The organism is Bacteroides faecichinchillae JCM 17102 (assembly GCF_000614145.1).
Taxonomy (GTDB): Bacteria; Bacteroidota; Bacteroidia; order Bacteroidales; family Bacteroidaceae; genus Bacteroides; species Bacteroides faecichinchillae.
The window spans coordinates 112,173-132,692 of sequence record NZ_BAKK01000003.1 but is presented as its reverse complement, the minus strand read 5'-3'; the positions used below and the strand labels follow the sequence as shown (position 1 = coordinate 132,692).

Sequence of the window (20,520 nt, the reverse complement as noted above, 5' to 3'; positions counted from 1 at the left end):
CATAAAAATAGCCGGTATACCTTCAAAGGTATATCGGCATTTTTATATATTCGAATATACAATTCTTCTAACTTCCGGTTGGCAATTAGGATGACTCATGACCAAAACATACACACCTTTTTGGGGAATAGTCAAGGTAACAGAAGGCATTGTAAACTTACACTTACCACATAACTCCCCTTGTGAATCATACAAAAACAGCATTGTATCCACCAACAAGCCACTCACATATAAAGTCTCATTATCAAGTGAAACACTTGCCTCTTTATTCGTAATTGTCCGCATACTCTACATCTTACCTTCCAGTTCCCTTTGAAGGCCTTCATTATAAAAAAGCGTGGGAACTGCTGTCATTATCATACTTGAGGCTCTGGACTGCCGCTATTCAAATAATGTACAACAGCCCACGCTCAACACTATATATTTGCATATACAGCAGAGCATGAGCGTCTGTCTCATTATTCCTGAATAGCATGAAATTGTCCAGATTCCAAGTATAGAATAATATTCCAAAAACGCTTTTATTCTTTATTCTTATCTTTATCCATTACCGACGCTCGGCAAGAATGAACACAACAAAGATAAATAAAAACAGTGGTTCTGACTAGAGAAACCTGAAAATATTCATGCAAAGACAAGATAATCAGAAGAACAGCAGAGAGAACCTTTTGTTTGAAAACACATCTTTAAAAAAGTAAAAAGGTGATAACCATTTCACATGGTTACCACCCTTTTAGTTATTATTTATATTTAGCAGATTACTCCGCCACAACTTCTTCTTTCTCAGCCTCTGTTTCTGCCTTGAATTCTGTAATCCCATTTGATATCAAAAGATTATACCAAGAAATCAGTTTTTTGATATCAGCTATGTGCACCCGATCACGATCGAAGTCAGGCAATACTTCTGCCATATATTCGCGCAACTGTTCTGAAGTAGCTTTCTTTGGATCAATAGTAGCAACCGCAGCATTCTCTTTTGTTTTCATAGAATCCAATACATTGCACAAAGGTACTTCTGCATCATTAGTGTACATTGCTATATCTGCCAACGAAATAATTTTCTCATTACCATAGGCGGGAAAACGTTTCTTATCAGCACTGATTGATTCTACAATCAACATATTTTTTCCTTGCGAAATAAGTTTGTACAATCCCGGTTTTCCGGAGATAGACAAGATAGTCTTCAACATAGTATATATTCTTTTGTTAATTAATTATTTTTTTGCGGAGCAAAGGTAATGATTATTTTTAGAAAGCAAAGAAATAAGTTCTAAAACCTGTGGGACTAAAGGCGCTTCACCATCGTTCAGAATCACAAAATCAGCTTGTTCCCGCTTGGAATGATCGCTCATTTGTGACTCAATACGCTTCATTATCAACTCTTTTGAAGTGCTATCGCGTTTAACAGCACGTTCTATTCTTGTTTCTAAAGGCGCATATACCATTACCAGAAAATCCACTACATCTCTAAACCCGGCTTCCACAAGTATGGCAGACTCTATACCTACGATTTTATCTGCGCCAAAACAGGCACTCCATTGCTGAAAATCTTCTTTTACCCTAGGATGTATAATTTCATTCACTTCCTTTATACGTTCTGGGTGACCAAACATATAAGTTGCTAACAAAGAACGGTTTAATTCTCCTTCTTGATAAATTTCCTGTCCAACCAACGTACAAAGTTCACGACGAACGATTACATTAGTAAGAGTAATACGCTTTGCTTCCACATCAGAAATATAAACGGGAATTCCCATTATTTCCAACAATCTGGAAACCACACTTTTTCCACTACCTATACCACCGGTAATACCAATCTTAATTGCCATCAGTAGAAACTTGTTCGATCAAAAAATCAACTTGTTCGGGCACAATACGTATCTGACTGATTCCACGAGGAAATGACTTCAGCTTAACCGTATATTTATCCGAGCCTAATTTTAGTAGTTCTTCATAGGAGACATTTATCACAAAATCACTTTCTTTTACACTCAAAAAACTCTTCATGCCTACTTTGAATGTAATCTGAACTTTAGAAGGAAAAGCCCTTAGCACTTTATCTGCTGGGAAATTAACTCCATGTAATGGGACTTCTACTGTTTTTTCGGTATAAATATCCACAGGGAAAGTCAGTTCAACCATATTAGGAACAAACTTCACCCCTCTCACTGTAGCCAAAGCTACTTGCTGTCTAATCGTATCTGATATATTTTCCAGATCTACACCACGAATATAGGCAGCCGTCACTGTATCCAATATTGCCGCTGGAGCATAAGCTAATACAGAATCGGGAGTACAAATCGTATCAGATACATAATATTGAAGACCGGCCGTTACATTTCCTTGAAAACGCACTGGAACTACTTTAGATTTACCCGTTGAATAAATATAATCCAATGTATCAGGCTTCACTGAAAGGACCTTAGAAGACACACTTAATTGACTAATAATCTTTTTCTCAAACTTTGCTGCCGGAATCTTCACATGATTATCCTTTCCTTTATAATCAGCAAAGTTCAAATTTATAGGAAAGAAACTTTTTCCTAACATATAATTTAAAAGTACAGTTCCTTTATCCTTCACCCGAACACGAAGTTCGGAAGGAGGCTCCGAAGTTAGCACCACATTGTTGGGAATGTCTTTTATCCGAACCGGAATTGAGAATTCTGTTTCATAATCATTATTCAATGTTTGAAGCAACCAGAACCCGCCGGCTATCAGAAAGAAAAACAAAAAAATTAAGAACTCCCTGCTCTTATCACTAAGCAAGAAATTCTTAATTCTCTTAGATTGTTTTAAATATGCATATCGTATTTTCCTACGATCTAACATAGACATTTATTTACTAATCTTTATTTAGGCTGAGCAGCCGAAGCATCAGCAAAAATAGAATTCTTATCTATTTTAATCTTTACGTTAGGAGCAATTTCAAGGACTACATGATCATCATTAATCTCTTTAATTGTTCCATGAATGCCACCAGCAGTAATCACTTGCTGATTTACCTGAAGAGATTTACGGAAGTTAGCTATTTCTTTCTGCTTCTTATTTTGAGGACGGATCATAAAGAAATACATGATAACAAACATTGCTATTAACATGATCCACATCATACTTCCACCTCCTGCCGCAGCTGGAGCTTGCATAAATACAGTCAATAAATTCATAAATAATCAGTTTTTTAGTTTCTATTATATGGACAAAGGTATTAGTTTTTACTCAACTTACCTTCTTTTTTCAATTGATTAACTATTCCATCAAGAGTGCCGTTGATAAAACTACCGCTCTTCGCTGTACTATACAACTTTGCAATCTCTACATATTCATTTAACGAAACACTGACCGGAATGTTCGGAAAACTTAAAATTTCTGCCAAAGCAGTCTGCATAATAATGATATCCATAAATGCAATACGATCCAAATCCCAGTTCTTTGTATTTTCGCTAATAAGATGGCGGTAATAATCTGAATTCAAAATGGTACGACGGAATAAACGACGTGCAAATTCCTGGTCTTCATCATCCTTAAATTCAGGAAGTAATTCTTGGTTAGCGCCCCTCTTCTCTTCAAATCGTTTGATTGTTTTCAAAACAAATGTGTCTACTATTTCTTTATCATCATTCCAATAGAGACTCTGGTCTTCCAAAACCTGATCGAGAGATTCATTATTAAATATATATGTTTTATAAAGCTTTCTCCACAATTCACGGTCACTTTCGTAAGATTTATCATCAGATGCCATATAATCCTTGTATATATCGGATTCTACAATCTTCTCATAAAGCTCTTTGATGAAATCCTGATCATTAGCCCAAGTTCTTTTCTGATTGGCAATAAATTCCGTTAATTGTTTATTTACTTCCAATTGTGAAATAAACTTGTTTTCTACAAACTTCATGTTAGGATACAACTCTTCTCTAGTAGGTGCAAGTTTAGCTTTTGCCGTATCGATACGTTTTTGTGCATACTCTGTTAATGCTATCATCAGCATTAGCAAATAGTTGTAAAGGTCATACGCCTTTGAAAGACTAAAGAATAACTCTTTCTCCGCTGAGTCTAGATTTTTGCTGCCATTCTGATAATAGGCATACACGATCTGTATAATCTTAAGACGAATAAGAACTCTGTTGATCATAATTCTAATTAATACTGTTATTATCGAACTGCAAAAGTAGATATTTTTAATGAGTTTCCACTAATAAATCACATTTTTTAATGCAGTATTTCATTCTCTGCTCTTTTTCTTTTGACAGTTTAAAAAAAATATCCAATTTTGAAGCCGATTATAAATGGACAGAAAGATATGGAAGACTTAAAAAAGAAAATGGGTGCAGACATGAATGATAAGGAGATCGTTTTCTCCAAATCTATTAAAGCAGGTAAGCGCATTTACTATCTCGACGTAAAGAAAAACCGTAAAGACGAGATGTTTCTGGCTATCACAGAAAGTAAAAAAGTGGTAATGGGAGAAGGGGATGATTCCCAGGTTAGTTTTGAGAAGCACAAGATCTTCTTGTACAAGGAGGATTTTGAAAAGTTCACATTAGGATTAACACAAGCTATTGACTTCATTAATCTTCATCAGACTAATGACTCTGATTGTTTAATGAATGAATCGGAACAGCAAGATATTCTTTTGGAAGAGGTGAAAGATGAGAAACTGGACAATGAAATTAAGATTGATATTGACTTTTAAGTAAATAACTCTTTGATATTTCAAAAAGAAATCGTACTTTTGCACCGCTTTTTTGCAACATCGTGTGATAATCCACATCGTGTGATGGTGAATTAAGCAAACTAACTTAATTTAGAGTAACACAACTTTTTAAGAAATGAAATCAATTGAAGTAAAAGGAACTGCAAGAACAATTGCAGAACGCTCTTCAGAACAAGCAAGAGCTCTGAAAGAAATTCGTAGTAATGGTGGTGTACCTTGTGTACTATACGGAGGTGATGAAGTTATTCACTTTACAGTAACTAGCGACAATCTTCGTAACTTAGTTTACACTCCGCATATCTACGTAGTAGACTTGGTTATCAATGGCAAAAAAGTAAACGCTATTATGAAAGATATCCAATTCCATCCAGTAAAGGATACTATCCTGCATGTAGACTTCTATCAAATCAACGAAGCTAAACCTATCGTTATGGAAGTTCCTGTACAATTAGAAGGTCTTGCAGAAGGTGTGAAAGCCGGTGGTAAATTGGCTTTGCAGATGCGAAAGATCAAAGTGAAAGCTCTATACAACATTATCCCTGAAAAACTTACTATCAACGTTTCTCATTTGGGCTTAGGTAAAACAGTGAAAGTTGGTGAATTGAGCTTTGAAGGTCTTGAACTGATCAGTGCTAAAGAAGCCGTTGTATGTGCAGTTAAATTAACTCGTGCAGCAAGAGGTGCAGCTGCTACGGCAGGCAAGTAATTTGAGATTATCCCTATAACAGAGATATAACGAAACGCAGATTAATGCAGATTAAAGCAGATGTTCAGTCTGCATTAGTTTGTGTTAATCTGCGTTTCTCTTTTATATTTAAGAACTATCTTCTTTAGAAAAAGTAATGATAAAATATCTAATTGTAGGTTTAGGAAACATTGGTCCCGAATATCATGAAACCCGACACAATATCGGATTCATGACGGTAGATGCATTAGCCAAAATCAATAACGCTCCTCCTTTTATTGATAGACGTTATGGTTTTACTACAAGTTTCTCCGTTAAAGGTCGCCAATTAATCCTCCTTAAGCCTTCAACTTTCATGAACCTAAGTGGATTAGCTTTACGCTATTGGATGCAGAAAGAAAACATTCCATTGGAGAATGTGTTAGTAATAGTGGACGATTTAGCGTTGCCCTTCGGAACCTTACGCTTAAAAGGAAAAGGAAGCGATGCAGGACACAATGGTCTGAAACACATTGCTGCAACTTTGGGCACACAAAATTATGCCCGTCTGCGTTTTGGCATCGGAAATGATTTCCCTCGAGGAGGACAAGTAGATTATGTACTCGGACATTTTACCGATGACGATTGGAAAATAATGAATGAACGTTTAGAAACAGCAGGAGAAATTATCAAAAGTTTCTGTCTTGCCGGCATTGATATTACAATGAACCAGTTCAACAAGAAGTAACCATTTGATTTATTAACAAACTTTTAATTTTGCAATTAACATTATGGCTGAAGCAAGAATAGATAAATGGATGTGGGCTGTACGAATCTTCAAAACTCGTACAATTGCAGCTGAAGCTTGCAAGAAAGGTCGTGTCACTATGAACGGTTCACAAATAAAAGCAGCCCGAATGATAAAGCCCGGTGATGTGATACAAGTAAAAAAGCCACCTATCACTTATTCTTTCAAAGTTTTACAAACCATCGAGAAACGTGTCGGTGCAAAGCTCGTACCGGAAATGATGGAGAATGTAACAACTCCCGACCAATATGAATTGTTAGAGATGAGTAAAATAAGCGGATTTATAGATCGTGCACGTGGAACAGGACGTCCTACTAAGAAAGATCGTCGAAACCTAGAAGAATTCACGACTCCGGAATTTATATACGACTTCGATTTTGAATTTGATTTTGATAGCGCAGATTAAAGTTTCTCCACGACAACTTCCGAGAGGAGTTAATGATCAGCAACTTTTTACTTATCAAAGATCCACAAAATAAAAAAGAAGATGGCAAAAGTAAATTTTGCCATTCTTATGATTCTCTCAAAAGATTACAAATTAGCTTTCAAAGCATCAATTAATTCTTGATACTCAGCATCTGTCAAATAAACCTTTCCTGGATTCATTTGAAATGTACTTCCATAATCTGGTCCGCCTATATACTTTGGAGCCAAATGGAAATGCAGATGAGACAGTTTATCAGAGTAAGCACCATAATTTATCTTTTCCGGTAGGAAAGCCTTCTGCATAGCTCGAGTTACGCGAACTACATCTGCCATAAAAGCATTACGTTCTTCATCACTCAATTCATTTAAATCGTTCACATGATCTTTGTAAGCAACAAGACAACGTCCACGATAGGTTTGTTCTTTAAATAAAAACACACGTGACACACTCAACTGTGCAATCTCAATCATCAGATTATATAACATCTCGTTGTTCTGGCAATACAGACATTCTTTCGGATCGCTCTTCATATTATTATTATTTTATGTTTCAGTAAATAAATAAAAGTAGTTCTACTACTTTTATCCTACTTGTAATTTTTCATCTTTTTGATTTACTAATTGGTAGACATCTTCTTTCTCACCTACTACCCATACCACATCACCTTCCTCAAACGGTACATTTACATCCGGTGTAACTAATGTTCCATCCTCTCGTTCCACCCCTACAATCATACACCGGTATTTATCACGGATTCCAGACTCGCGAATAGTCTTACCTAAAAAAATAGAATCAGTATCAACAATGAACTGTTTCAAACTCATTTCACTCTGCTCATATACCTGCCAGTCAATCTTCGCACCATTTTGCATATCTTCACTGAATTTATTCAGTTGCTCATCCGTTCCAATTACTTGTATCTTATCCAATGGAAACAAACGTTCGGCACCACCGGGTATATTAATTCTCCTTCTCCCTCGAAGAATAGAAGCAACATGTACTCCATATCTTTTCCCCAGATTTAGCTCCATCAAAGTCTTTCCAGCCCAAGATGATTCTCCAGGAATCTCCAAATCCGCTAAATGTAAATCATGAGACAATAAACGCCCCGCATATTCCGGTTTCTTCTCCCCCAAATACTCCGCACGAACATCCCGAGAACGCAAATTTTGAAAAAAGCGTCGTTCAATCAAAATGGACTGTTTTTTCAAACGGCGAGACCATACCATAAGTAGTACTACCAATACAGCCACACCAATTATCAATCCGATAGAGGCTTTAAATAAACCTGAAATAATAAAAATGACAAATAATACCGCTATCATCACCCGAATAACAATCGTAGCAACCAATGGTGCACGATTAGCCCGGCTATCATGCCATAGAGTCATAAATTCTACTGAATGATTTTTCTTCACCATAATAGCACGCAGGAAAGGTGAAATAAAAAGTATAATAAATACCGCACCGAGCAATGAAGCCCAAAATGGAGGCAAGTTTTCCTTAAAAAACGGAATCACAAAACGGAAAGAGAGTGCAATAACAGATATACTGACTATTGAATAAACAACAGTGATTCGTATTATCGCCAATAATAATTTTTTCCACAGATTATCATGATTCATTGCCGTCTGTGAACCAGTATAACGTAATAACATCTTTCGCCAAGATGCAGGAAGATGAGCATCCACAAAAGTAAAAGCCGGTTCTGCAAAACGAATCATATAAGGAGTCAGAAAAGTAGTTATAACAGAAACTGCTACTACAATAGGATACAAAAACTCACTCGTCACATGCAAAGAGACTCCCAAAGAAGCAATAATAAAAGCAAACTCACCAATCTGTGTTAAACTAAAACCACACTGCATTGCTGTCTTCAAAGACTTTCCTGAAAGAATCACTCCGAAAGTTCCAAAGGTAGCCTGTCCCAAAATAACAGCAATTGTTATCACAATAATAGGCACAGCATATTCCACAATCATTGCAGGATTTACCATCATACCTACCGACACGAAAAAAATTGCCCCGAAAAGATCTTTCACCGGTTTTACTAAACGATCTATGGATTCGGCCTCAATCGTTTCAGCTAAAATAGATCCCATTATAAAAGCTCCAAATGCTGCAGAAAATCCTGTATGAGCAGCCATAACCACCATTCCAAAGCAAAGTGCCAACGAAACGATAAGTAACGTCTCCTCTCCCATCAATTTCCTGCAACGCTTTAGGAACTCCGGAATCAGATAGATACCCACTACAAACCATAAGATGAGGAAGAATAATAATTTACCGATACTTTCCAGCATTTCAGTCCCTTCAAAGTTATGACTCACAGCCATAGTGGAAAGCATAACCATTAATACAATGGCGAGAATATCTTCCAGAATCAGAATACTCAAGACAAGCCCGGTAAACTGTTTCTTCCTAAATCCTAAATCATCAAAAGCTTTATAAATAATTGTAGTAGACGACATGGCGATCATACCACCTAAGAAAAGACAATCCATACGATGCCAGCCAAAACCCATACCGACACCTATCCCTAGCAGAATCATACAAAAGATAATAGTACATGCAGCGATTACAGCAGAACCTCCAACCTTGACAATCTTCTTAAAGCTAAATTCCAATCCAAGTGCAAATAATAAGAAGATAACACCTATATCTGCCCATGTTTTAATATTAGCAGTATCCATCACTGAAGGGGTGTATGGCATATGCGGACTTGCCAGAAAACCAGCTACTACATACCTAATACCAGGGGTTGCTTTAATTTTTTAAATAGCAAAGTCATGATACCTGCACAGATTAATATCAGTGCCAGATCAGCTATAAGTGTAGGTAATTGAGACATCGATTTATCTTAATTTGCTGACAAAATTAGAATAAATCTATGGTATAAACAACATTTAAGGATATATTTACTGTTAATGAATATCAGAATGTATGATCATTTACTTCAAAACATGAATGACGTGAATAACATAGATTTATTAAACCCTTTTAAAGCTAAAAACCTACATTATCCACGTCACCTGAGACTAGTTTTTCTATATTAATCAATCCTATTTTATTTCCTAAATGGCGGTTTCACCACTTCGGCTTTCAATTTGCGACCACGCATATCAATATAAATCTCCGTTCCGACTTTACTGTATTCCGGCTTTACATATCCCATTCCAATACCAATCTTACGGGTAGGTGACATCGTTCCGGAAGTAACCACTCCTATCTTCTCCCCTTCTGCATTGACCAACTCATAACCATGACGGGGAATTCCGCGATCGATCATCTCAAAACCAACCAACTTACGAGTAACCCCTTCCGCTTTCTGTTTTTCCAACATTGGACGATTGATAAAATCTTTACCATCCACAAACTTAGTAATCCATCCTAAGCCCGCTTCAATGGGAGAAGTTGTATCATCCAGGTCATTACCATAAAGACAAAATCCCATTTCCAGACGAAGAGTGTCACGCGCACCCAAACCAACAGGTTTGATACCATACTCCTCTCCTGCTTGAAAAACGGCTTTCCAGATTTTATCTGCTGCTTTCGGATAAAAATAGAGTTCAAATCCTCCTGCACCGGTATAGCCGGTATTTGATATAATCACATTTTCTTCTCCTGCAAACGTACCAACCGCAAACGTATAATAAGGTATAGCAGACAAATCAATGTCTGTCAGTTTCTGCAAAGCGAGAATAGCCTTTGGACCTTGTACAGCAAGCTGCGCTGTGCAATCCGAAGAATTTTCCAATTCCGCTCCTTCCGTATTATGAGAAATGCACCAATTCCAATCTTTCTGAATATTAGCGGCATTAACTACCAATAGATATTTTTGGGGTTCAAAATGATATACCAATAAATCATCTACAATTCCTCCTTCTTCATTTGGGAAGCACGTATATTGTATTTTTCCCGGAGTAAGAGACACCACATTATTAGAAGTCACCTTTTGAAGAAAAGACAAAGCATGGGGACCTTTCACCCAGAATTCTCCCATGTGGGATACATCAAACACACCGGCAGCATTACAAACAGTCAGATGTTCGTCAATGATACCGGAATATTCGATAGGCATATTATAACCTGCAAACTCGTGCATTTTAGCACCGAGTGCAATATGTTTCTCTGTAAACGGAGTGGTTTTCATGGATATTATTTTAAGAATTAAGTATTAGGTGTTAATGATACTCATTATTGATTTTTATTTAGAAGTTACCAATTCGGCAATCTTCACAATAACGTTCATTGCCTTCTCCATACTCTGAATAGGAACAAATTCATAACGTCCATGGAAATTCAGTCCTCCTGCAAAGATATTCGGGCAAGGCAAACCTTTGAAAGAGAGTTGCGCACCATCCGTACCACCACGAATTGGTTTTACGTTTGGTTTTACACCAACAGCTTCCATTGCAGCAAAAGCGACATCGATAATATGCATTACCGGTTCTATCTTCTCACGCATATTATAGTATTGATCACGCAATTCCAGAGTAGCCGTACCTTCTCCATATTCTGCATTGATTTGTGCAACCATACGTTCCATTTCCTTTTTACGGTCCTCAAATTTCTCACGATTATGGTCACGAATAATATAAGTAACAGTTGTTTGTTCTACTTCTCCCTGAATACCGATCAGATGATAGAATCCTTCATAACCTGTAGTCTGTTCCGGAACTTCCTGAGCAGGTAGCAGTGAGATAAACTTATTAGCAACGCGAATAGAGTTGATCATTTTATTTTTAGCATATCCCGGATGCACATTACGTCCTTTGAAAACAATCTTAGCTACAGCAGCATTGAAGTTTTCAAATTCAAGTTCTCCCAATTCACCACCATCCATCGTATATGCCCACTCACAGCCAAATTTCTCGACATCAAACTTATGAGCTCCCTCACCGATCTCTTCATCCGGATTGAAACCTATACGAATCTTTCCATGTTTGATCTCAGGATGGTCTTTCAAATAAACCATTGCTGATACAATTTCTGCAATACCAGCCTTATCGTCAGCTCCCAATAGTGTCTTACCATTGGTTACAATCAAATCTTCCCCTTTATGATCCAGTAGTTCCGGGAACTGTGCAGGAGAAAGAATTATGTTTTCCTCAGCACAAAGGACAATATCCGATCCATCATATTTTTCCACAATACGCGGAGTCACATCCTTACCTGTCATATCAGGACTAGTATCCATATGAGCAATAAACCCGATAGTCGGAATTTCTTTATCTATATTAGCCGGAAGAGTAGCAAAAAGATAGCCATGTTCATCCAATGTTATATCTTCTAATCCCAAAGATTCCAGTTCAGTTTTCAAATACTCAGCAAAAATCATTTGCTTGGAAGTACTGGGAGTAAGACCTGTCGATTCATCAGATTGTGTATCGAAGCTTACATACTTTAAAAATCTGTCTACTAAAGTCATTTTATTTAATTACTAGTTATTAATTACAAATTACAATTTGATAGTTTATATTGCCGTAAAGGTAAAAAAAGAGCCGTAAATTACAAAGCAATTTACGGCTCTTTTTTATCTATAATATTCTTTAGAAATGGCTGCTGCCATCAAAACAATGTGTACAAACTTTGCATTTAGGCAAACCTATCGCTTCAATCAGCGTTTCTAGCGTATTAAATTTCAAAGAGGTCAATCCGAAACGTTCTGCAATCACATTGACCATTTTTTCATATTCAGGAGAACCGGTAGTAGCATATTTATCCAGATTCTTATTCTCGTCTCCTTCCAGTTCTTTGATAATTCGACGGGTAATCAATTCCAATGCATTTTTTGAAGCAGAGAATCCTACAAATGGACAAGCATAAATCAACGGTGGACATGCAATACGCATGTGTACCTCTTTTGCTCCATATTCAAACAAAATCTTTACATTGTCCCGCAACTGCGTTCCACGAACAATTGAATCGTCACAGAACAATAAACGCTTCCCTTCAAGCATCGCGCGATTAGGAATCAACTTCATCTTTGCAACAAGCGAGCGCAACTCCTGATTACTTGGTGTAAAGCTACGAGCCATGTCGGCGTATATTTAGCGATAGCACGATGGTAAGGCACACCTTTTCCTTCTGCATATCCCAAAGCCATACCAACCCCCGAATCAGGAATACCACAAGCACAGTCTACTTCCGACTCATCCTTCTGCCCCATCTTCAAGCCGCTAGTAAAACGAACTTCCTCTACATTCTTTCCTTCATAACAAGACGTTGGAAAGCCATAATAAACCCACAGGAACGAACAAATCTGCATTTCTTCATTCGGCTTGCGAAGTTGCTCAATATGATCGGCATGCATACGTACAATCTCTCCCGGTCCCAAATATCTATCAATCTCATAATCGAGATTTGGGAAACTAGTCGATTCGCTCGTTGCAGCATAAGCTCCTTCTTTCTTACCAATAACAATTGGAGTACGTCCCCAATGATCGCGGGCAGCGATAATGCTTCCATCCTCTGTCAGAAGAAGCATAGAGCATGATCCTTTAATATGTTTAAATACATTTTCGATTCCTTCGGTGAAAGTTCTACCTTGTATGATAAGAAGTGCGATAAGTTCCGTTTGATTAGTATTGCTCGAACTCAGTTCGGCGAAGTGCATATTTTTACTGAGGAGCTCTTCTTCCAGTTCCTGGATATTAGTTATTTTAGCAACAGTAACAATGGCGAAGCGCCCGAGATGAGAATTGATAACGATAGGTTGTGCATCTGTGTCGCTAATAATGCCGATTCCAGCATTTCCTTTGAATTTGTCCAGTTCTCCTTCAAATTTGGATCGAAAATAAGTACTTTCCAGATTATGAATAGAACGGATAAAACCTTTCTCTTGACTATAAGTAGCGAGTCCGCCCCGCTTCGTTCCCAAATGTGAATTATAATCTGTACCGTAGAATAAATCAGTCACACAGCTCGTTTTCGAGACTGTTCCGAAAAAACCTCCCATGTTGTTCTCTTTATTGATAATGTTTTAAAAAAGATGGCGCAAAATTACAAAAAAGAATCCGACCGATAAAAAAAGTCTTTGCCAAAGTTTTAGTTTTCTTTGAGAAATACGTATTATTATTCAATTTTCAGAAGAGAAGCATTGTGAAGGAAACAATAGACATATCTCACAAAAAAACATAGATACAGCTATATCAGAATTACAAAAATATTACCTTTGCAAAATCAACCATAAGAATAGAATGAAAGAAATACTCTATATATTTATAGGTGGAGGAATTGGAAGTGTACTCCGTTATTTAGGGCAAATAGCCATTAATGAACGGACTTCCGGTGTTGGTTTCCCTTTTTCCTGGGGAACATTCTCCGTCAATATCATCGGTTGTTTTTTAATCGGACTTTTTTATTCCTTATCCGAACGTTGGCAGTTGTCTATAGAAATCCGGTTATTTCTTACTGTTGGCATTTGTGGTGGTTTCACCACTTTTTCAACTTTCTCCAATGATAACTTAAGTTTGCTGAAAGGAGAATTTTATGGTATGTTCATTCTATATACATTATTAAGTATAGGTATAGGATTAGTTGCTGTAATGACAGGAGGATATCTAGGGAAACAATTTTAATTCAAAACCAACTAATTGTTACCATATGATAAAGAAAAATAACCTTAAACCTGTTCGAGTTGCACCTCCCATTTTAGAAGCTCAACAACACAGCACAATCACTTTACTAGAATGGCTTGAAAAAGAAGAAACGATCTCCGATCTTTTATTCTGCAAAAATAAAGAAGAAGAAATTAATGTTTCCCATAAGAGTATCAAGAACTGTACCTTTCAATATCAAACATTCAGCGAATGTCAATTCAATTCCTCGCAACTGACAGATATACGTTTTGAATATTGCGACTTATCCAATATTTCTTTTGCCGAAAGTTCTCTTTATCGGGTGGAGTTCATTTCATGTAAATTATTGGGAACTAATTTATCAGGAACGACTCTCAATCATATATTATTGCACGACTGTAACGCAAGTTATATCAATCTCGCCATGAGTAAAATGAATCAGGTTCGTTTTACAAACAGCCTTTTCAGGAATGGTACTTTCCATGATTGCCGCTTGACATCTGTAGCTTTTGATAGTTGTGATTTAGTCGAAACTGACTTTTCTCATACTCCACTTAGAGGAATCGATTTGCGTACTTCACGCATCAGTGGATTAACCTTAAACATCAGTGACTTAAAAGGAGCGATCATCACCTCTTTACAAACCATGGATTTACTTCCATTGTTAGGAGTTATTATCGAAGACTAACCTCACACAAAATTCATTGCATCTTATCCAAACAAAAAACATTATCCCTTTGTTATTTATAAGATAGGACTAATGACATTTAGGGAAACTAAGAGGAGATAATACCTATTTATAGTGATTTTCCACTCCCCGTCAAGTCTGTATTTTTGCAAAATCTTATTCATAAACAATAGAAACAATGAAAATAGAAAAAATTGTAGCTAGAGAAATTCTCGATTCAAGAGGTAACCCCACAGTAGAAGTTGATGTAGTATTGGAATCTGGCATTATGGGACGTGCATCCGTTCCGTCAGGTGCTTCCACCGGTGAGCATGAAGCGCTGGAACTCCGCGACGGTGATAAAAAGCGTTACGGTGGTAAGGGAGTACAAAAAGCAGTTGAGAATGTTAATAAAATCATCGCTCCGAAACTGATCGGTATGTCTTCCCTCAATCAACGAGGAATTGACTATACAATGCTGGCATTAGACGGAACCAAGACTAAATCCAAACTGGGTGCTAATGCAATTCTGGGCGTTTCGCTTGCTGTAGCAAAAGCTGCCGCTAATTATCTTGATCTTCCTCTTTATCGCTATATCGGTGGAACAAATACTTATGTGATGCCTGTACCGATGATGAATATTATCAATGGCGGTTCACATAGTGATGCACCAATCGCATTTCAGGAATTTATGATCCGTCCGGTAGGGGCTCCTTCTTTCAAAGAAGGTTTAAGAATGGGTGCCGAAGTTTTCCATGCACTGAAAAAAGTTTTAAAAGACCGCGGACTAACTACCGCCGTTGGTGACGAAGGAGGTTTTGCCCCTGAGTTGGAAGGAACCGAAGATGCTCTGAACTCTATCCTTGCCGCTATCAAAGCTGCAGGATATGAACCGGGTAAAGATGTAATGATCGGTATGGACTGTGCTTCTTCTGAATTCTATCATGATGGAATTTATGACTATACTAAGTTTGAAGGTGAGAAAGGTAAGAAACGTACCGCCAATGAACAAATTGATTATTTGGAAGAATTAATTAACAAATATCCGATAGATTCTATTGAAGACGGCATGAGCGAAAACGACTGGGAAGGTTGGAAGAAACTAACAGAACGCATTGGTAACCGTTGCCAATTAGTAGGCGATGACTTATTCGTGACAAATGTTGACTTCCTCGCAAAAGGTATTGAAAAAGGATGCGCCAACTCTATTCTGATTAAAGTAAACCAAATCGGCTCTTTGACAGAAACACTGAATGCTATTGAAATGGCTCACCGCCATGGATACACTACTGTTACTTCCCATCGTTCCGGAGAAACAGAAGATTCTACAATTGCCGACATCGCTGTAGCAACTAATAGTGGACAGATTAAAACAGGTTCACTCAGTCGCTCTGACCGTATGGCTAAATACAATCAGCTACTCCGTATCGAAGAAGAGCTTGGCGATCTGGCTGTTTACGGATACAAGAAAATCTAATAATGTTTTTCCCTTATGTGTTCCATATTCTTTCATTTATAAGAGACAAAGAACAAAAGGAGATATTCATATCTAAGAGTTTCTAAACATCTTTTTTATTATCATTTATCACTTTTGTGAGGTAAAGATCTAATTATCAATTGCAAACTGGTGATAATAAGAAGTGAGAATAAGGTGACAATAGACCAAAGACAGTGTTCTATTGTCACTTTTCATTTATTTAAATCAGAGATATACATCTGATTATCAACGCAAAACCTTCATTCTTATATATCACCTCTTTCTTTATGAAAAATCCTTTTTTCTATTGATAAATACAAAAAACACACTTTTTGTTTCACAAAAACTTTCTTTTGAATGATTCTAGCACAAAGTTCTAAACTCTTATCTTCGAAAAGAAAGAATGTTAATAAGGCATCAAGCGAATAAGTAACTCTAAAAAGTACATATATATTAATGCAATAATCATAGCTTTTAATATGATTCTATTAAAATAAGTTGCACGTCATAATTAATAATACGATAGATCATTTCATTTATCAAACTAATTGTGATTCAGTACCTATGACCAATTAATTCAGTTCGATTATAAGCACTCTTTGTTTCATGCTTTGAAACTCTTTGTTTCACCGCATGAAACTAACAGTTTCACACCGAGAAACTAAAGGTTTCAACTGCTTGAAACTATTGTTTCCACCCTATGAAACTAACAATTCTAAAGCATTTGAACTAAACAACTTCATTATTGATTTAAAATATATCAGCTTAAAAAGCTACAACTCAAAGATTGAATAATCACAAAAAAGCGGGAGATCCAAACAAGACAGTTACGTCTTTTAGATTTCCCGCCATCTTTTCCACCTACAAAGTGAAAAAATAAAAGGATGAGGTTGGTATTACTTTAATAAGAAAAGCATCCAGGAGAACTACCTGAATGCTTTCTTTTTTGAGCCTCTTGTCGGATTCGAACCAACGACCCCGAGATTACAAATCACGTGCTCTGGCCAACTGAGCTAAAGAGGCGGGGTGGGTAAGCTTACTATATCGCGCCGCTACAACCAACTACCTTTGCTGCGATCAAGCCCTGGAGGATTCGAAGGGAGCTGGCCGTATAGGACTTACCCGTTTTGCGGTTGCAAAGGTAGATATTTTTATGGATTCTGCAATAGATATCTAGAACTTTTTTCTTTCAAAATCATTAACCAACTACTTTTCAAGCAATTAAATTTGCAAAAAAAATATTCAATATATGGTTTTTATCGCTTTATTAACTTTAACAACCATATTTCCTCCATCAACCGATATTATTTGTACCTTTGTGCACTATTTATAAAGAAAGATGACAGAGAACAGGAACTATCTACAAAAATACGCCATGCACTTTGGTACATATATGGGAGTCTATTGGATACTAAAATTCATTTTATTCCCATTGGCAATGCATATCCCATTCCTCTCAATTTTATTCATAATCTTAACATTGGCAGTGCCTTTCATTGGTTATTATTATGCGAAAATGTATCGCAATAAAATATGTGGGGGAAGTATTGAGTTTTCACATGCAGTTCTTTTCACTATGTTTATGTATATGTTTGCCTCACTTTTATTAGCTGTGGCATACTACATTTATTTCCAGTTTATCGATCATGGCGCCACAATAAACGCTATCATAGAAGAATTGAGAAAGTTCATAAAGCCAAATGAAAACGAAGAAGTTATAAATGGAATGATAGATTCGCTTAAATCATGGAGTCCTATCAATATCACAATGCAACAATTGTCGCTAAATGTGATATGGGGAAGTATTCTGGCTATTCCTACCGGACTTCTGGTAATGAAGAAAGCCAAACCATAGAAACAACGAATCGACTCAATCATGACTTGTAATTAATAATTAGTTATTAATATAAAATGGATATATCAGTAGTAATACCATTGTTTAACGAAGAAGAATCATTGCCTGAACTTTACGCATGGATTGAACGTGTAATGAAGGCTAATGGATTCTCTTTCGAAGTGATTTTCGTTAACGATGGAAGCACTGACCATTCGTGGGAAGTGATAGAACAGCTCAAAGCACAGTCGGACTACGTAAAAGGGATCAAGTTCCGCCGTAATTACGGTAAATCTCCGGCGCTTTTTTGCGGATTTGAAGAAGCACAGGGCGATGTAGTCATTACAATGGATGCCGACCTGCAAGATAGTCCGGACGAGATTCCTGAACTTTACCAGATGATTACGAAAGAAGGTTACGATCTGGTATCCGGTTGGAAGCAAAAAAGATATGATCCATTATCAAAAACATTACCAACCAAACTTTTCAACGCCACAGCACGCAAAGTATCTGGAATTAAAAATCTACATGACTTTAACTGTGGGCTAAAAGCCTATCGCAAAGAGGTAGTGAAAAATATCGAAGTATATGGTGAAATGCACCGTTATATCCCTTATCTGGCTAAAAATGCCGGGTTCAAGAAAATAGGTGAGAAAGCGGTACATCACCAAGCCCGTAAATATGGTACTACCAAATTCGGACTAAACCGTTTCGTTAATGGATACCTGGACTTGATTTCTCTCTGGTTCCTTTCTAAATTCGGAATAAAGCCCATGCACTTTTTCGGATTACTAGGTTCACTGATGTTTTTGGTCGGAATGATTTCTGTTATCATTGTAGGCATTAGCAAACTTTATGCCATGTACAACGGTTTACCTTACCGATTAGTAACTGACTCTCCTTATTTCTATCTGTCACTAACAGCGATGATTATTGGAACTCAATTATTCCTTGCAGGATTTTTGGGCGAATTAATCTCACGCAATGCACCAGAACGAAATAACTACCAAATAGAAAAGAAAGTTTGATTCACACTCAATAACCGATTATGAAGAATTTAATTCGTATCTTTCTATTATTAATCATCACTGGTGGTGCTATAAGTATCTACAGTTCGTGCTCGGATGAAAATGATTGCTCGCTAGCAGGACGTCCCATGATGTATTGTACACTATACACAATCGATCCGGACACAAGGGCAATGTTGAATGACACACTCGATTCTTTGACCATTACAGCTGCCGGAACCGATTCTATCATTCTCAACAACGAGAAGAAAGTACATACCCTGATGCTTCCGTTGCGCTACACAAATGATTCTACCATATTCATCTTCCATTATGACCCTAAACGTCAGCCCAAAAATGTAGATACATTGTACATAGTGCAACAAAATACTCCGTATTTCCAGTCTATGGAATGTGGCTACATGATGAAGCAGAATATTTTGAGTGCAAAATTCGGCAAACCGGGAAGACCATCCCAGCCAGATCGGATAGATTCTCTCTATTTACGAAATAAAGAAGCCAATACAAATGAAATTGAGAATTTGCAGATATTCTATAAGTACCGTGACCGTATCCCTGAGATTGATTAGTCTACTTCTGCTCTTTTGTATCGGACTTCCGGCAGCAGGACAACAACCCAGTCAGAAGCCGACGCCTCAGAAAAGTCAGAAGCAAAAGAAAAAAGAGGAAGCCGCCAAGGTCGATACCATTCCATTATACAACGGAACGTATGTTGGTGTGGACTTATACGGTATTGGCAGTAAAGTTTTAGGAGGTGACTTCTTGAGTTCCGAAATCAGTGTCGGAGTCAATCTTAAAAACAGATTCATCCCAACCATCGAATTCGGTATGGGCGGAACAGATACTTGGAACGAAACAGGAATACATTATAAAAGTAAAATGGCTCCCTTCTTCCGAATCGGTATAGACTATAACACAATGACAAAAAAGAAGGAAAAGAATAGCTATTTGTATGCTGGTCTGCGCTATGCATTCAGTTCCTTTAAATATGATGTATCCACTCTTCCTGTTCACGATCCGATCTGGGGAGACAATATCAATAATCCAAGTTTGGAAGATGACTATTGGGGCGGTAGTGTTCCTTTTGACCATCTGGGCATGAAAGCTTCTGTCCAGTGGATCGAGATTGTATTAGGTGTAAAAGTACGTATTTACAAGAATTTCAATATGGGCTGGTCGGTACGCATGAAGTATAAGACAAGCGCATCTACAGGAGAATTCGGCAATCCTTGGTATGTGCCGGGCTACGGAAAGTTCAAATCAAATAATATGGGAATCACTTATTCCCTCATTTACAAACTACCTCTTTAAAAAG

At 37.2% G+C, this 20,520-nt stretch carries 20 protein-coding genes, 1 tRNA gene and 2 pseudogenes; 11 read left to right on the top strand and 12 right to left on the bottom strand.

From position 1 onward, the window contains the following. Positions 1-42: 42 nt before the first annotated feature. From JCM17102_RS29435 to nusB, 6 genes are all read right to left on the bottom strand, one after another. Positions 43-285 (bottom strand): hypothetical protein, encoded by a 243-nt coding sequence (locus JCM17102_RS29435; protein ID WP_073349354.1) that lies wholly within the window; start codon positions 283-285, stop codon positions 43-45. A gap of 473 nt (positions 286-758) precedes the next feature. Beyond that, entirely contained in the window at positions 759-1,190 is a 432-nt protein-coding gene (locus tag JCM17102_RS02570; RefSeq protein ID WP_025073857.1) for a DUF5606 family protein, read from the bottom strand. A 24-nt stretch (positions 1,191-1,214) separates the two neighbouring features. Next, positions 1,215-1,829 carry a dephospho-CoA kinase gene (gene coaE, locus JCM17102_RS02565; RefSeq protein ID WP_025073856.1) on the bottom strand — a complete coding sequence of 205 codons (615 nt, stop codon included), beginning with the start codon at positions 1,827-1,829 and terminating at the stop codon, positions 1,215-1,217. Continuing rightward, entirely contained in the window at positions 1,819-2,832 is a 1,014-nt protein-coding gene (locus tag JCM17102_RS02560) for a CdaR family protein (RefSeq protein ID WP_025073855.1), read from the bottom strand. The genes coaE and JCM17102_RS02560 overlap by 11 nt, the downstream gene beginning before the upstream one ends. A 20-nt stretch (positions 2,833-2,852) precedes the next feature. Beyond that, entirely contained in the window at positions 2,853-3,167 is a 315-nt protein-coding gene (gene yajC, locus JCM17102_RS02555; protein ID WP_025073854.1) for a preprotein translocase subunit YajC, read from the bottom strand. Positions 3,168-3,208: 41 nt separating this feature from the next. Beyond that, positions 3,209-4,135 carry a transcription antitermination factor NusB gene (nusB, locus tag JCM17102_RS02550; protein WP_025073853.1) on the bottom strand — a complete coding sequence of 309 codons (927 nt, stop codon included), beginning with the start codon at positions 4,133-4,135 and terminating at the stop codon, positions 3,209-3,211. 168 nt (positions 4,136-4,303) lie between these two features. Between nusB and JCM17102_RS02545 the strand changes: the two genes are divergently transcribed. From JCM17102_RS02545 to JCM17102_RS02530, 4 genes are all read left to right on the top strand, one after another. Further along, a complete protein-coding gene (locus tag JCM17102_RS02545; protein ID WP_025073852.1) occupies positions 4,304-4,696 on the top strand; it encodes a PUR family DNA/RNA-binding protein in 393 nt (130 codons plus the stop codon). Positions 4,697-4,832: 136 nt separating this feature from the next. Next, positions 4,833-5,423 (top strand): 50S ribosomal protein L25/general stress protein Ctc, encoded by a 591-nt coding sequence (locus JCM17102_RS02540; RefSeq protein WP_025073851.1) that lies wholly within the window; start codon positions 4,833-4,835, stop codon positions 5,421-5,423. 139 nt (positions 5,424-5,562) lie between these two features. Further along, the gene (gene pth / locus JCM17102_RS02535) at positions 5,563-6,129 is read left to right on the top strand and encodes an aminoacyl-tRNA hydrolase (protein WP_025073850.1); all 567 of its coding nucleotides are present in this window, start codon (positions 5,563-5,565) and stop codon (positions 6,127-6,129) included. 43 nt (positions 6,130-6,172) lie between these two features. Next, positions 6,173-6,595: an RNA-binding S4 domain-containing protein gene (locus tag JCM17102_RS02530; RefSeq protein WP_025073849.1), complete on the top strand. Its 423-nt coding sequence runs from the start codon at positions 6,173-6,175 to the stop codon at positions 6,593-6,595. A gap of 125 nt (positions 6,596-6,720) precedes the next feature. Here JCM17102_RS02530 and JCM17102_RS02525 read toward each other — a convergent pair whose 3' ends face one another. From JCM17102_RS02525 to JCM17102_RS25885, 5 genes and pseudogenes are all read right to left on the bottom strand, one after another. After that, complete coding sequence (locus JCM17102_RS02525; protein WP_025073848.1) at positions 6,721-7,146, bottom strand: HIT family protein; 426 nt, start codon at positions 7,144-7,146, stop codon at positions 6,721-6,723. A 51-nt stretch (positions 7,147-7,197) separates the two neighbouring features. Further along, positions 7,198-9,467, bottom strand: a pseudogene (locus JCM17102_RS25890) (monovalent cation:proton antiporter family protein). Between the two features lie 216 nt (positions 9,468-9,683). Then, entirely contained in the window at positions 9,684-10,769 is a 1,086-nt protein-coding gene (gene gcvT, locus JCM17102_RS02515; RefSeq protein ID WP_025073847.1) for a glycine cleavage system aminomethyltransferase GcvT, read from the bottom strand. Positions 10,770-10,823: 54 nt separating this feature from the next. After that, complete coding sequence (gene pepT, locus JCM17102_RS02510; protein WP_025073846.1) at positions 10,824-12,047, bottom strand: peptidase T; 1,224 nt, start codon at positions 12,045-12,047, stop codon at positions 10,824-10,826. Between the two features lie 121 nt (positions 12,048-12,168). Then, positions 12,169-13,577, bottom strand: a pseudogene (locus JCM17102_RS25885) (amidophosphoribosyltransferase). 241 nt (positions 13,578-13,818) lie between these two features. Here JCM17102_RS25885 and crcB point away from each other — a divergent pair. The 3 genes from crcB to eno all read left to right on the top strand — a co-directional run bounded on the left by crcB (position 13,819) and on the right by eno (position 16,343). Continuing rightward, entirely contained in the window at positions 13,819-14,199 is a 381-nt protein-coding gene (gene crcB / locus JCM17102_RS02500; RefSeq protein WP_025073845.1) for a fluoride efflux transporter CrcB, read from the top strand. 25 nt (positions 14,200-14,224) lie between these two features. After that, positions 14,225-14,887: a pentapeptide repeat-containing protein gene (locus JCM17102_RS02495; RefSeq protein WP_025073844.1), complete on the top strand. Its 663-nt coding sequence runs from the start codon at positions 14,225-14,227 to the stop codon at positions 14,885-14,887. Between the two features lie 178 nt (positions 14,888-15,065). Next, the gene (gene eno, locus JCM17102_RS02490; protein ID WP_025073843.1) at positions 15,066-16,343 is read left to right on the top strand and encodes a phosphopyruvate hydratase; all 1,278 of its coding nucleotides are present in this window, start codon (positions 15,066-15,068) and stop codon (positions 16,341-16,343) included. Between the two features lie 949 nt (positions 16,344-17,292). Here the strand turns inward: eno and JCM17102_RS02485 are convergent. Then, positions 17,293-17,366: transfer RNA gene (locus tag JCM17102_RS02485), tRNA-Thr, on the bottom strand. 316 nt (positions 17,367-17,682) lie between these two features. Between JCM17102_RS02485 and JCM17102_RS21665 the strand changes: the two genes are divergently transcribed. Genes JCM17102_RS21665 through JCM17102_RS02465 form a run of 4 tightly spaced genes read left to right on the top strand, consistent with a single transcriptional unit; the run spans position 17,683 to position 20,516 of the window. After that, positions 17,683-18,198, top strand: coding sequence for a DUF4199 domain-containing protein (locus JCM17102_RS21665; RefSeq protein WP_033886465.1), 516 nt, complete (start codon positions 17,683-17,685; stop codon positions 18,196-18,198). Positions 18,199-18,254: 56 nt separating this feature from the next. Then, entirely contained in the window at positions 18,255-19,205 is a 951-nt protein-coding gene (locus tag JCM17102_RS02475; RefSeq protein ID WP_025073842.1) for a glycosyltransferase family 2 protein, read from the top strand. A gap of 20 nt (positions 19,206-19,225) precedes the next feature. Next, entirely contained in the window at positions 19,226-19,774 is a 549-nt protein-coding gene (locus JCM17102_RS02470) for a DUF6452 family protein (RefSeq protein WP_025073841.1), read from the top strand. Then, complete coding sequence (locus tag JCM17102_RS02465) at positions 19,713-20,516, top strand: DUF6048 family protein (RefSeq protein WP_033886464.1); 804 nt, start codon at positions 19,713-19,715, stop codon at positions 20,514-20,516. Before JCM17102_RS02470 ends, JCM17102_RS02465 begins: the two co-directional genes overlap by 62 nt. Positions 20,517-20,520: the final 4 nt, after the last annotated feature.

Excerpts from the sequence above, each read along its gene's own strand:
- eno (WP_025073843.1), top strand. The coding sequence starts at position 15,066 with ATGAAAATAGAAAAAATTGTAGCTAGAGAAATTCTCGATTCAAGAGGT.
- yajC (WP_025073854.1), bottom strand. The coding sequence starts at position 3,167 with ATGAATTTATTGACTGTATTTATGCAAGCTCCAGCTGCGGCAGGAGGT.
- JCM17102_RS02465 (WP_033886464.1), top strand. The coding sequence starts at position 19,713 with ATGAAATTGAGAATTTGCAGATATTCTATAAGTACCGTGACCGTATCC.
- nusB (WP_025073853.1), bottom strand. The coding sequence starts at position 4,135 with ATGATCAACAGAGTTCTTATTCGTCTTAAGATTATACAGATCGTGTAT.
- JCM17102_RS02495 (WP_025073844.1), top strand. The coding sequence starts at position 14,225 with ATGATAAAGAAAAATAACCTTAAACCTGTTCGAGTTGCACCTCCCATT.
- coaE (WP_025073856.1), bottom strand. The coding sequence starts at position 1,829 with ATGGCAATTAAGATTGGTATTACCGGTGGTATAGGTAGTGGAAAAAGT.
- JCM17102_RS02530 (WP_025073849.1), top strand. The coding sequence starts at position 6,173 with ATGGCTGAAGCAAGAATAGATAAATGGATGTGGGCTGTACGAATCTTC.
- JCM17102_RS02545 (WP_025073852.1), top strand. The coding sequence starts at position 4,304 with ATGGAAGACTTAAAAAAGAAAATGGGTGCAGACATGAATGATAAGGAG.
- gcvT (WP_025073847.1), bottom strand. The coding sequence starts at position 10,769 with ATGAAAACCACTCCGTTTACAGAGAAACATATTGCACTCGGTGCTAAA.
- JCM17102_RS21665 (WP_033886465.1), top strand. The coding sequence starts at position 17,683 with ATGACAGAGAACAGGAACTATCTACAAAAATACGCCATGCACTTTGGT.
- JCM17102_RS02525 (WP_025073848.1), bottom strand. The coding sequence starts at position 7,146 with ATGAAGAGCGATCCGAAAGAATGTCTGTATTGCCAGAACAACGAGATG.
- crcB (WP_025073845.1), top strand. The coding sequence starts at position 13,819 with ATGAAAGAAATACTCTATATATTTATAGGTGGAGGAATTGGAAGTGTA.
- JCM17102_RS02570 (WP_025073857.1), bottom strand. The coding sequence starts at position 1,190 with ATGTTGAAGACTATCTTGTCTATCTCCGGAAAACCGGGATTGTACAAA.
- JCM17102_RS02540 (WP_025073851.1), top strand. The coding sequence starts at position 4,833 with ATGAAATCAATTGAAGTAAAAGGAACTGCAAGAACAATTGCAGAACGC.
- JCM17102_RS02560 (WP_025073855.1), bottom strand. The coding sequence starts at position 2,832 with ATGTTAGATCGTAGGAAAATACGATATGCATATTTAAAACAATCTAAG.
- JCM17102_RS02470 (WP_025073841.1), top strand. The coding sequence starts at position 19,226 with ATGAAGAATTTAATTCGTATCTTTCTATTATTAATCATCACTGGTGGT.
- JCM17102_RS29435 (WP_073349354.1), bottom strand. The coding sequence starts at position 285 with ATGCGGACAATTACGAATAAAGAGGCAAGTGTTTCACTTGATAATGAG.
- pepT (WP_025073846.1), bottom strand. The coding sequence starts at position 12,047 with ATGACTTTAGTAGACAGATTTTTAAAGTATGTAAGCTTCGATACACAA.
- JCM17102_RS02475 (WP_025073842.1), top strand. The coding sequence starts at position 18,255 with ATGGATATATCAGTAGTAATACCATTGTTTAACGAAGAAGAATCATTG.